Source organism: Actinosynnema sp. NPDC023658 (assembly GCF_040639995.1).
In the GTDB taxonomy this organism is placed as follows: Bacteria; Actinomycetota; Actinomycetes; order Mycobacteriales; family Pseudonocardiaceae; genus Actinosynnema.
The window spans coordinates 1-10,394 of record NZ_JBFAAX010000189.1; the positions used below are offsets into that span (position 1 = coordinate 1).

The following is a 10,394-nucleotide window of genomic DNA, read 5'->3' on the forward strand; positions in this document are numbered from 1 at the left end:
GTCAGCGCGGCCACGAACGCGTCACCGCCGCCGGCCGGCATCGCCGCCGCGGCCCGGACGTCCTGCGGGCTCACCAGCGTCGCCTCGGGACGTCCTCCAGGTACCGGTAACCACCGCCACACCAGGTCCACCATCAGGGCGGTCCGGGTGCCTTCCCGACACACCACCGCGGTCGCGGCTACGCCGTCCGCGTCGAGCTGCTCGACCGGCAGGCGGCCCTCCCGGTCGTCCCCGACGACCTCCACGAGTGCAGCCGTTGCGCCCAGCCGCCGCGTGCCGCGGGCGATGTTCGGGCCCTTCCCGCCGAGCATTTCGCGACGTTCCAGCACGTGCGCGATGCCACCGGATCCGGGCACCTCGAGGACCACCAGCACCAGGTCACGGGCCGTCCGACCGACCACCGCGATCCGCGTGGTCCAGCGGCACCCGGTGGCCACCAGTTGAAACGGGTCGTTGACGTGGCGTCACCAGTAATGCGATCGTAATTCTGGGAGCGCTCCCAGTCTTGTGGTTCACAGATCACCGTCGATCTGAAGGAGATGTCCTTGCGACTCAAGCGCGTTGGGGCGTTGGCCGTGGCCGCGCTCGGTATCGTCGGTGTGACCAGCGTCTTCGTCCAGAGCGGCGTGGCGTTGGCGCACGGTTCGATGACCTTCCCCGCCAGCCGCACCTACGCCTGCTACGAGGACGGCAGGGCCGGTAGCGGCGGCGGCGACCTGAACCCGACGAACCCGGCCTGCGTCGCCGCGGTGCAGATCGGCGGCAAGCAACCCCTGTGGGACTGGTACGGCAACCTGATCAGCCTGGCGGGCGGCAAGCACCGCGAGATCATCGCCGACGGCGACCTGTGCGGGCCCACCACGAAGTACGACGCCTACAACCTGCCGCGCAACGACTGGCCTGCGACCACCCTGAAGGCGGGCTCGCAGATCACCATCAAGTACAACGCGTGGGCGCCGCACCCCGGCACGTGGGACCAGTACGTCACCAAGGACGGCTTCGACGTCACGCAGCCGCTGAAGTGGTCGGACCTGGAGCCCGCGCCGTTCGACAGCATCACCAACCCGGTGGCGGTCGGCGGCGAGTACTCGTGGAACGCCACGCTGCCCAACAAGACCGGCCGCCACATCATCTACTCGATCTGGCAGCGCAACGACAGCCCCGAGGCGTTCTACAGCTGCTCGGACGTGATCTTCACGGGCGGCAGCAGCGGCGGTGACACCCAGGCGCCGACGGCTCCGGGCACGCCCACCGCCACGGCCTCGTCCACGTCGGTCGCGCTGAGCTGGTCCGGCGCCACGGACAACGTGGGCGTGAGCGGTTACCAGGTGTTCCGCGAGGCGGGCGCCACGGACGTGGCGGTCGCGACGACCACGGGCACCACGGCCACCGTCACCGGCCTCACCGCGGACACGGCCTACCAGTTCTACGTGGTGGCGCGGGACGCGGCGGGCAACACCTCACCGCCGTCCACCGCGGTGTCGGTGCGGACCACCACCGGCGGCAGCACGACGCCGGGCGCGTGCTCGGTGACCTACAGCGTGCCCAGCGCCTGGTCCGGTGGCTTCACCGCCAACGTGACGGTGAAGAACACGGGCACCAGCGCGGTCAACGCGTGGCAGCTGGTCTGGGACCTCCCGTCCGGTCAGGGCATCGGGCAGGCCTGGTCGGCCGAGGTCGCCGTCGCGTCGGGCAAGGCCACCGCGAAGGGGGCCAGTTGGAACCAGAACATCCAGCCGGGCCAGACGGTGAGCTTCGGGTTCAACGGCACGTCGCAGGGGACGCCGACGAACCCGACGTCGTTCGCCCTCAACGGCGCCTTGTGCGCCGCGGCCTGATGTTGGGGCGATGCGCGGCCCTGGTCGCGCTCCTGGTGGGGTCGGTCGCCTGCTCCTCGGCGGCGACCGGCTCCACCGGCCTGGGCTCCGACGCCCTCGGCCCACCGCTCGCCACCTCCGCGGAGGTGGGCAAGTGGGTCGAGGAGAAGACCGGGGAGTGCGACGAGGTCGTGTCGCGGTCCATGGAGGAGTTCGCCGAGTTCGTCGGCCCGCTGCGGTCGAAGCTCTACTCGCCCTACGTGGCCGAGTGGGGCACGTGCAAGGCGGGTCCGTACGAACGGCTCGGGCTGGTGGTCTTCCAGCGCGACAAGCTCGCGGACTTCCAGCACGCGTGGCAGGGCGCGATGGCCGGCGGCGAGGTCTCGGACAACCCGGACTTCGGCTTCGGCAACGGCTTCGCGTTGAGCGGCACGCTGGGGCTGGAGCTACTGGGGCTGCACGACCTGCGTTGCACACCGGTGGGACCCGACGAAGTCGTGGAACACACCCTGCCCGCGGAAGCGGAAGGGTGCGTCTACGTGCTGAAGCCGGGCCACCACCACTAGAGGCGGCTCGTCAACGCGGCGCGGCGGTGCTCTGACGCACCACCAGCGTGGTGGCAAGCTCGATTCGGCGGTGTTCGGGCTCTTCACCACGTGCCAGCGTGATGGCGAGACGGGTGCCCGCCGCGGCCATGTCCTGCAGCGGCTGCCGGACCGTGGTCAGCGGCGGGCCCACCCACTGCGCGACCGGGAGGTCGTCGAAGCCGATGACGCTGAGGTCCTCGGGGATCCTCAGGCCGGCGGCGCGTGCCGCCTCGTAGACGCCGAGCGCCTGGAGGTCCGACCCGGCGAACACCGCGGTGGGCGGGTCCGGCAGGTCGAGCAGCGGCGCGAACTGCGCGCGCCCGGACTCGACGTGGAAGTCGCCGTACCGCACCAGGTTCGGGTCGTAGGCCAGGCCCGCGGTCTCCAGCGCGGCGCGGTAGCCGTCGACGCGGGCGCGGCTGCACAGCACGCGCTCCGGACCGCCGATCATGGCGATGCGCCGGTGGCCGAGTTCGATCAGGTGACGGGTGGCGGTCAGGCCGCCGTTCCAGTTGGTGGCTCCTATGGAGGGCGTCTCCAGCTGGGGTTCCCCGATGGGGTCGACCACGACGACCGGGATGTCCCGCGCGCGCAGCTTCGCCAGTTGCGAGGACGTGAGGTCGGAGAAGACGGAGATCACGGCCAGCGGCTTGCGCGCGATGACGCCTTCGAGCCAGCCGTGGCCGGGCGTGAGCCTGCCCTGCGACTCCGACAGCACCAGTGCCAGACCCTGCTCGGCGGCGACCTGCTCGGCGCCGCGGATGATCTCCAGCGCCCAGGCGCTCTCCAACTCGTGGAACATCAGTTCCACCAGGTTGGACCGCTTCGACCGCTCGTCGGCCCGCCTCTGGTAGCCGTGCCGTCTGATGATCGCCTCGACCCGTTCCCGGGTGTGCGGAGCCACGTCCGCGCGACCGTTCATTACCTTCGAAACAGTCGGAACCGAGACCCCGGCCTCCGCCGCGATGGCAGCGATGGTGATCTTGCCCGAGGCTGTGCCATCCGAGGGCGACGGGTCGGCTTTGGTCGGCATGAGCGCAGTCTACGGCAGCCCCGCCCAGTTCCGGCCGCTGGACGCGGGAGAGCGGTGGTGGGTTGTTCGTCACTCGGAGTGTGCGTAACACGGTCGAAACATTCGACATTTGTATCGAAACTGTCGAATGTCCGGTTGGTCCCCACCCGACCGCGCCACCCAGGTTACCGCAACGTCGAACTCCGCGCCCCCGGAGCGACCCCGCGCGGCCCAATGTGCCGCATCCCGAGTGTTGAACTCAGGGGTCCTGAGCGTAGGACTCTCGCGACGTGAACGTAGGACTCTCGCGGTCTGGAGGTAGGACACGCGTGACGCGGATGTAGGACACGCGGGCCTGTCCTGCGTTCAGGTCGGGTGGGTGAGCGTGGGGGGAGGGCTCGGGCCCGTGGGAGAGGTTGGCGGGCCCGAGCCCTGTCGGGTCAGTCCCGGCGGCTCGTGCCGCCGAACGAGAGGCCGTCGCGCAACGCCCGCAGGGCGGGCTTGGCGACGAAGTGCTCGTCGAGGATGTCGGCCGCACCTTCACCCTCGAACCACCCCGGTACCCAGGAGTACCTGTCGGTGTACCCCCAGACCGTGAACGACCGGCAGCCCGGCGTCAGCAGGCAGGCCCGCAGCACCGTGCGGTACACGTCGGCCTGCGCTTCCAGCTTCACCGGGTCGGGCGGCACCGCCATCCGCACGTCGACCTCGGTCACCGCGGTGCGCAGCCCCAGGGCGTCGAAGCGCCCCAGGTTCTCGCGCAGCGTCCGCGGCGCCTGGTCCACCGAGCAGTGGCCCTGCACGCCGACCCCGTGGATCGGCACGCCCTCGCGCACCAGCCGCCGCACGAGGTCGTGAACGCCGTCGCTCTTGGCGTTGACGTCCTCGACGTCGTAGTCGTTGTAGAACAGCAGCGCGTCGGGGTCGGCCTCGTGCGCCCACCGGAACGCGTCCGCGATGTAGCCGGGACCGAGCGCGCGGAGCCAGGCGGTGTCGCGCAGCGTCCCGTCCGCCTCGACCGCCTCGTTGACCACGTCCCACTGCCCGACGTCGCCCTTGAAGCGGCGCACGGTGGTCTGGACGTGCGCCTTCAGCACCGCGCCCAGCTCGGCCACGGGCACGTCCGCCAGCCACGCCGGGTTCTGGTTGTGCCAGACGAGGGTGTGGCCGCGCACGGCCTGCCGGTTGGCCTTGGCGAACGCCACCAGCTCGTCCGCCGGACCCCACTCGTACCGGCCGCGGGTGGGTTCCAGCACGTCCCACTTCATCGCGTTCTCGGCGGTCACGCTGTCGAACTGCGACGCCACCCACTCCCGGTACACGGGGTCGGAGGCCAGTGCCGCCATGTCGACCGCGGTGCCGAACGCGAGGCCGTGCCGTGCCGCGAGTTCCCGGAGCGCGGGCTCCGGCATCGCCGCCGCTGCCGCCGCGGGTGCGACGGCAGCGACCGGCGATCCCTCCCCGGCCGGACCGGGTGCCACTGCGTGCATGACCGATCCTCCAGCCGGGGTGGGACTACTTGCCGAAACCGGCCGTGAGGCCGCTGAGCAGGAACCGCCGCCCGATCAGGTACACCACGAAGATCGGCAGCACGGACAGCGTCACCGCCGCCAGCAGCGCGGGCACGTTCGTGCCGAACTGGCCCTGGAAGTCCCACAACCCGAGGGTCAGCACCCGCGAGGACTCCGACTGGGTCAGCACCAGCGGGAAGAGGAACCCGTTCCACGCGTTCAACGCCGTGTAGACCACCACGGTCATGATCGCCGGCCGGGCCAGCGGCAGGACCAGCGACACGAGCACCCGCATCGGTCCCGCGCCGTCGATGGCCTGCGCCTCGTACAGCTCGCGCGGCACGTCGCGCAGGCTGTTGGTGAGCACCAGCATCGCCACCGGCAGCGCGAACGCCGCCGTCGGCAGGATGATCGCGGTGAGCGTGTCGTACAACTGCATCCGGGTGATCATCAGGTACACCGGGATGATCGTGGCCTGCGCGGGGATCGCCAACCCCATCAGGAGCAGGGTGAACCCGCGCTGGACGAACGGCCCGGTGTTGCGGACCACCGCGTAGGCGGCCGGCACCGTCACGAGCACCACGATCGCCACCGTCGCGACGGTCACGATCACGTTGTTCAGCAGGTACTGCCCGAACCCACCGGTCAGCACGGTGACGTAGTTGTCCAGCGTCAACGCGTCCGGCATCTGCCACACGCTCTTGCCCAGGTACTCGGAGCGCGTGCGCAGCGACACCGTGACCAGGTAGAGCAGCGGTCCGACGACGATCGCCAGCCACACCAGGGCGAACAGCCCGGCGGGCCAGTTGGGACGAGACTTCACGACCCCTCCTGCTGGCTGCTCATCTGTCGGAACCCGCTCCAGCGCATGACCGCGAGCGACAGCGCCGTGCCGAGGACGACCAGCACGACCGCGATCGTGCTCGCGTAGCCCATCTCGAACCCGCTGAAGCCGGTGATGTACATGTGCAGCGGCAGGATGCGGGTCGCGGTGCCCGGTCCGCCGTTGGTCAGGATCAGCACGGTGTCGAACGTGGTCAGCGAACCGACCAGCATCAGCACCGACGACGTGACCACCGTGTACCGCAGCTGCGGCAACGTGATGTGCCGGAACTGGCTCACCCTGGAGGCGCCGTCGATGGTGGCCGCCTCGTACAGCGAGGGCGGCACCGCCCGCGCCGCGCCCTGGTAGAGCAGGGTGTGGAACGGGATGAACTGCCAGGAGATCACGAGCACCACCGTGTAGAGCGCGATGTCCGGGTCACCCAGGAACAGCGGTCCGTCGACGAACGCGCCGAAGTTCGGCTCGAGCAGCGCCTGCCACAACAACGCGATGGCGGCCGTGGACAGCAGCAGCGGGAGGAAGAAGATCGAGCTGAGCACCGCCCGGGACCGCTGCTTGCCGGCCGCCCAGACCCCGACCAGCAACGCGATCGGGGTCTGGACGAGCCACGACACGACCATCAGCACCAGGGTCCGCCACACCGAGGCGCGAGCCTCGGCGTCGTCGAGCAACCGGGCCCAGTTCTCGCCCCCGTTGAACGCCGGGCTGCCCAGCCCGTCCCAAGCGGTGAAGCTCAGGTAGATCACGAGCAGCATGGGCAGCGCGGCGAACAGGGCGAAGAACGCGAACGCCGGCGCGGCATACCAGGCCGAAGGCCGTTGGGACGACATCAGCGCGCGGCCACCGCGTCGACGAACTGCTGCGGCGAGACCTTGCCCAGGAAGAACTCCTGGAGCTGGGTGAGCATGAACGTCGCCTTGTCGGCCGGCAGGTCCTGGTCCCAGGACAGCTGGAAGTTCTTCGAGTCCAGCACCAGGTCGTAGATGAACGACGCGTAGTCCGGGTTGGGCGACTTCTTCAGCTTCTCCTCGGCGCCCACGACCGGCGGCACGTCACCGGCGGCGACCAGCGCCTCGATGTAGGAGTCCTTGTTCAGCTCGTTCGTGACGAACTTCTTCGCGGCGTCCAGGTTCTTCGAGTCCGCGGTGGCGGAGTAGAAGTTGCTCACGTTGCCGACCAGGTTGCCCGCGTCGCCCTTGCCACCGGAGATGGACGGGAACGCCACCCAGCCCAGGTCGCCGTTCTTGACGAAGTCGGGGCTCTGGTCCAGCTGGTTGGTGTACTCCCAGGAACCCATGAGGTGCATCGCGGCCTTGCCCTGCGCCAGGATGGTCGACGCGCCACCGGCGTCGTAGCCGACGGAGGCGAAGCTGCTGCCGAACGCGCCGCGGTCGATCAGGTCCTTGAGCTTGGTCATGGCCTCGACGACGGCCGGGTCCTTCCAGCCCTCGGGGCCCTTGTCCCGGATGTTCTTGAACACCTCGGGGCCGGCCACGCGGTCGAGCACGTACTCGGCCCACATCAGCTCGGTCCAGGCCTGGGTGCCGGCCAGGGCGATCGGCGTGATGCCCTTCGCCTTGAAGGTGTCCACCAAGGACAGCATCTCGTCCCACGTGGTCGGCGGCTTCGCGCCGGCCTCGGTGAAGACCTTCTTGTTGAAGAACAGCAGCACCGGCTGCATGCCGCGCATGGGCACGCCGTAGTACTTGTCGCCCAGCTTCGCGCCGTTCAGGACGCTCGGGATGAACGCGTCCTTGACGGCCTTGTTCTCGTCGAGCACCGAGGTCAGGTCGGCGACCTTGCCCGCGTCGACGTACTCCTTCAGGTTGCCGCCGCCCCAGTTGAAGAAGAGGTCGGGGGCCTGGGGGGAGCCGATGGCCACCCGGAGCCGCTGCTTGTACGGGTCGTTGCCGAACGTCTCCAACGAGCCGTTGCCGCCACCCGCCTTGAACGAGTCGATCGACTGGTTCTCGATCTTGTTGAGCACCGGGTCTTCGAGGGCCCAGATCTTCAGGGAACCCGCGTTGGTCTCGCCCGGACCGGACGTGCCACACGCGGACACCACTGCTGTCACGGCGACGAGCCCCATCGCGATGAGGGGACGCACCCATGAACGGCGGGACATGCGACCGCCACCCTTCTGCCACGCTGCGGAATTGTTCGTGGCATCGAAACATTTCGAAACATCCACGACTTGCGCAGACCTTAGGCGGGCACAGGACCGGTGTCAAGCATCACCAATCAGCGCGTATAAGTGACGTTTCTGCACGTCAAAGGGTTACTCTTGTGTTTCGATCGAGTTTCGATACTATCGGCGCATGCGTCGAGCCACGTTGGCCACGATTGCCGCAGCAGCGGGGGTGTCTCTCCCGACGGTGTCCAAAGTCCTCAACGGGAAGGACGACGTCGGCGCAGAGACCAGGGCCCGCGTGCGGCAGTTGCTCGCCGAGTACGACTACGTGCCGGTGGGGTCCCGCAGGGCCTCCGGCCACTTGCTGGTGGACCTGGTGTTCACCGCCCTGGACAGCCCCTGGGCGGTGGAGATCATCCGCGGTGTCGTCGACACCGGCTTGCACGTCGTGGTGTCGTCCACGGACAAACCCCGTCAGCATACGTCGTGGGCGGCGTCACTGGTCGAGGCCAGGCGCGCGGGAGCGCTCCTGGTCACCTCCCAGCTGACCGCCGCCGACCGCCGCGTGCTGGCCAACTCCCGCATCCCCGTCGTGGTCATCGACCCGGTGGACCTCCCGCAGCCGAACGTACCCAGCGTCGGCGCGACCAACTGGGCCGGTGGCCTGTCCGCCACCGAGCACCTGCTGCGCCTCGGCCACCGCCGGGTCGGCGTCATCGGCGGACCCGCCGGTATGCTGTGCAGCCGCGCGCGGGTGGACGGCTACCGCGCCGCGCTGGACCGCGCGGGCATCGCGTTCAACCCCGAACTGGTCAAGCACGGCGACTTCAAGCACGAGGGCGGGTTCCGCCGCGCGGCCGAGCTGCTGGCGCTGCCGGACCGGCCGACGGCGATCTTCGCCGGGAACGACGAGCAGGCTTTAGGGGTGATCGAGGCGGCCCGGGTCATCGGGCTGTCCGTGCCGCACGACTTGAGCGTGGTCGGTTTCGACGACCTGCCGGTCGCGGTGTGGTCCTCGCCCGCTCTCACCACCGTGCGCCAGCCACTGACCGAGATGGGCCGCCACGCGGGCCGCATGCTCGCGGACCTCATCGCGGGTCGTCCCGTGGAGACCGAACGCGTGGAACTGGCCACCGAACTCGTCGTCCGTTCGTCAACGAAGGAGCCGCCGTGCTGAACCCCTGGGCCGATCCCGGTAAGCCGACCGGAGAGCGCGTAGCCGCCCTGCTGGCCGAGCTGACCCTGGAGGAGAAGCTGGCCCAGCTGGTGGGCGTGTGGGTGGGCATCTCCGACGGCGAGGAGGTCGCGCCCGCGCAGCACGAGTTCGCGGAGCCGCTGCCGCCGTGGGACGAGCTGACCAAGCCCGGCCTCGGCCAACTGACCCGCGTGTTCGGCACCGGCCCCGTCGACCCGCTGGTCGGCGCGAAGGTGCTGGCCGACACGCAGCGCAAGCTGGTCGGCAACACCCGGTTCGGCATCCCGGCCATGGCTCACGAGGAGTGCCTGTCCGGTTTCACCGCGTGGCAGGCGACCGTCTTCCCGACCCCGCTCGCGTGGGGCGCCTCCTTCGACCCGGACACGGTCGAGCGGATGGCACGCGAGGTGGGTCTCGCGATGCGCGACCTCGGCGTCCACCAGGGACTGGCGCCGGTGCTCGACGTCACGCGCGACCCGAGGTGGGGACGCACCGAGGAGACCATCGGTGAGGATCCGTACCTCGTCGGTCTCCTCGGTGCCGCCTACACCAAGGGCCTGGAGTCCAGCGGCATCGTCGCCACGCTCAAGCACTTCGCGGGCTACTCGGCCTCGCGCGGCGGGCGCAACCACGCGCCGGTCCACATGGGCCCGCGCGAGTTCGCGGACGTGGTGCTGCCGCCGTTCGAGATGGCCCTGCGCCTGGGTGGCGCGCGCTCGGTGATGAACTCCTACGCCGAGGTCGACGGCGTGCCGCCCGCCTCGGACGAGTCGCTGCTCACCGGCCTGCTGCGGGAGCAGTGGGGCTTCACCGGCGTGGTGGTCGCGGACTACTTCGCGGTGGCGTTCCTGGAGACCGCGCACGGCATCGCCGGTTCGCCGGGCGAGGCCGCCGCGCTGGCCTTGGCCGCCGGCATCGACGTCGAGCTGCCCAGCGTGCGCTGCTACGGCGAGCCGCTGGCCGAGCTGGTGCGCTCCGGGCAGGTGGACGAGGCGCTGGTGGACCGCGCGGTGACCCGCGTGCTCACCCAGAAGTGCGAGCTCGGCCTCCTGGACGAGGACTGGGACCCGGACTCGCCCGCCGTGCACCGCGGTGAGCCGGTCGACCTCGACCCGCCCGCGCTGCGCGACCTGGCCCGCACCATGGCCGAGCGGTCCGTGGTGCTGCTGGACAACGCCGCCGGCGTCCTGCCGCTGAACGCGGCGGAGCCCGGCGCCCGCAAGCTCGCCGTGGTCGGCCCGTGCGCGGACGACCTGTTGTCGCTGATGGGCTGCTACGCGTTCCCCAACCACGTCGG

Annotated in this window: 10 protein-coding genes; 4 read left to right on the forward strand and 6 right to left on the reverse strand. The window is 70.0% G+C overall.

Going from position 1 to position 10,394, the window contains the following annotated elements; genetic code table 11:
* The coding region (locus AB0G02_RS20000; RefSeq protein WP_360796419.1) for a carbohydrate kinase family protein at positions 1–437 on the reverse strand (437 nt) is incomplete at its 3' end.
* Positions 438–539: 102 nt separating this feature from the next.
* Here AB0G02_RS20000 and AB0G02_RS20005 point away from each other — a divergent pair.
* Positions 540–1,838, forward strand: a complete 1,299-nt coding sequence (locus AB0G02_RS20005; protein ID WP_360796422.1) for a lytic polysaccharide monooxygenase — start codon at positions 540–542, stop codon at positions 1,836–1,838.
* Positions 1,838–2,383 carry a hypothetical protein gene (locus AB0G02_RS20010; protein ID WP_360796425.1) on the forward strand — a complete coding sequence of 182 codons (546 nt, stop codon included), beginning with the start codon at positions 1,838–1,840 and terminating at the stop codon, positions 2,381–2,383. Before AB0G02_RS20005 ends, AB0G02_RS20010 begins: the two co-directional genes overlap by 1 nt.
* A gap of 10 nt (positions 2,384–2,393) precedes the next feature.
* Here AB0G02_RS20010 and AB0G02_RS20015 read toward each other — a convergent pair whose 3' ends face one another.
* The 5 genes from AB0G02_RS20015 to AB0G02_RS20035 all read right to left on the reverse strand — a co-directional run bounded on the left by AB0G02_RS20015 (position 2,394) and on the right by AB0G02_RS20035 (position 7,860).
* Positions 2,394–3,437 (reverse strand): LacI family DNA-binding transcriptional regulator, encoded by a 1,044-nt coding sequence (locus AB0G02_RS20015; RefSeq protein ID WP_360796428.1) that lies wholly within the window; start codon positions 3,435–3,437, stop codon positions 2,394–2,396.
* Between the two features lie 419 nt (positions 3,438–3,856).
* A complete protein-coding gene (locus tag AB0G02_RS20020; protein WP_360796431.1) occupies positions 3,857–4,906 on the reverse strand; it encodes an endo-1,4-beta-xylanase in 1,050 nt (349 codons plus the stop codon).
* 25 nt (positions 4,907–4,931) lie between these two features.
* The gene (locus AB0G02_RS20025; protein WP_360796434.1) at positions 4,932–5,750 is read right to left on the reverse strand and encodes a carbohydrate ABC transporter permease; all 819 of its coding nucleotides are present in this window, start codon (positions 5,748–5,750) and stop codon (positions 4,932–4,934) included.
* Positions 5,747–6,601 carry a sugar ABC transporter permease gene (locus AB0G02_RS20030; RefSeq protein WP_360796437.1) on the reverse strand — a complete coding sequence of 285 codons (855 nt, stop codon included), beginning with the start codon at positions 6,599–6,601 and terminating at the stop codon, positions 5,747–5,749. Before AB0G02_RS20030 ends, AB0G02_RS20025 begins: the two co-directional genes overlap by 4 nt.
* Entirely contained in the window at positions 6,601–7,860 is a 1,260-nt protein-coding gene (locus AB0G02_RS20035; protein ID WP_360796440.1) for an extracellular solute-binding protein, read from the reverse strand. The genes AB0G02_RS20030 and AB0G02_RS20035 overlap by 1 nt, the downstream gene beginning before the upstream one ends.
* Before the next feature lie 229 nt (positions 7,861–8,089).
* Here AB0G02_RS20035 and AB0G02_RS20040 point away from each other — a divergent pair, with 229 nt between their 5' ends.
* Together AB0G02_RS20040 and AB0G02_RS20045 are read left to right on the forward strand one after the other, a co-directional pair.
* On the forward strand, positions 8,090–9,079 hold the full coding sequence (locus AB0G02_RS20040; RefSeq protein WP_360796443.1) for a LacI family DNA-binding transcriptional regulator: 990 nt from the start codon (positions 8,090–8,092) through the stop codon (positions 9,077–9,079).
* On the forward strand, positions 9,073–10,394 hold a 1,322-nt coding region (locus AB0G02_RS20045), incomplete at its 3' end, for a glycoside hydrolase family 3 protein (protein WP_360796446.1). The genes AB0G02_RS20040 and AB0G02_RS20045, both read left to right, overlap by 7 nt.

Excerpts from the sequence above, each read along its gene's own strand:
- AB0G02_RS20040 (WP_360796443.1), top strand. The coding sequence starts at position 8,090 with ATGCGTCGAGCCACGTTGGCCACGATTGCCGCAGCAGCGGGGGTGTCT.
- AB0G02_RS20020 (WP_360796431.1), bottom strand. The coding sequence starts at position 4,906 with ATGCACGCAGTGGCACCCGGTCCGGCCGGGGAGGGATCGCCGGTCGCT.
- AB0G02_RS20035 (WP_360796440.1), bottom strand. The coding sequence starts at position 7,860 with ATGGGGCTCGTCGCCGTGACAGCAGTGGTGTCCGCGTGTGGCACGTCC.
- AB0G02_RS20030 (WP_360796437.1), bottom strand. The coding sequence starts at position 6,601 with ATGTCGTCCCAACGGCCTTCGGCCTGGTATGCCGCGCCGGCGTTCGCG.
- AB0G02_RS20015 (WP_360796428.1), bottom strand. The coding sequence starts at position 3,437 with ATGCCGACCAAAGCCGACCCGTCGCCCTCGGATGGCACAGCCTCGGGC.
- AB0G02_RS20005 (WP_360796422.1), top strand. The coding sequence starts at position 540 with ATGTCCTTGCGACTCAAGCGCGTTGGGGCGTTGGCCGTGGCCGCGCTC.
- AB0G02_RS20010 (WP_360796425.1), top strand. The coding sequence starts at position 1,838 with ATGTTGGGGCGATGCGCGGCCCTGGTCGCGCTCCTGGTGGGGTCGGTC.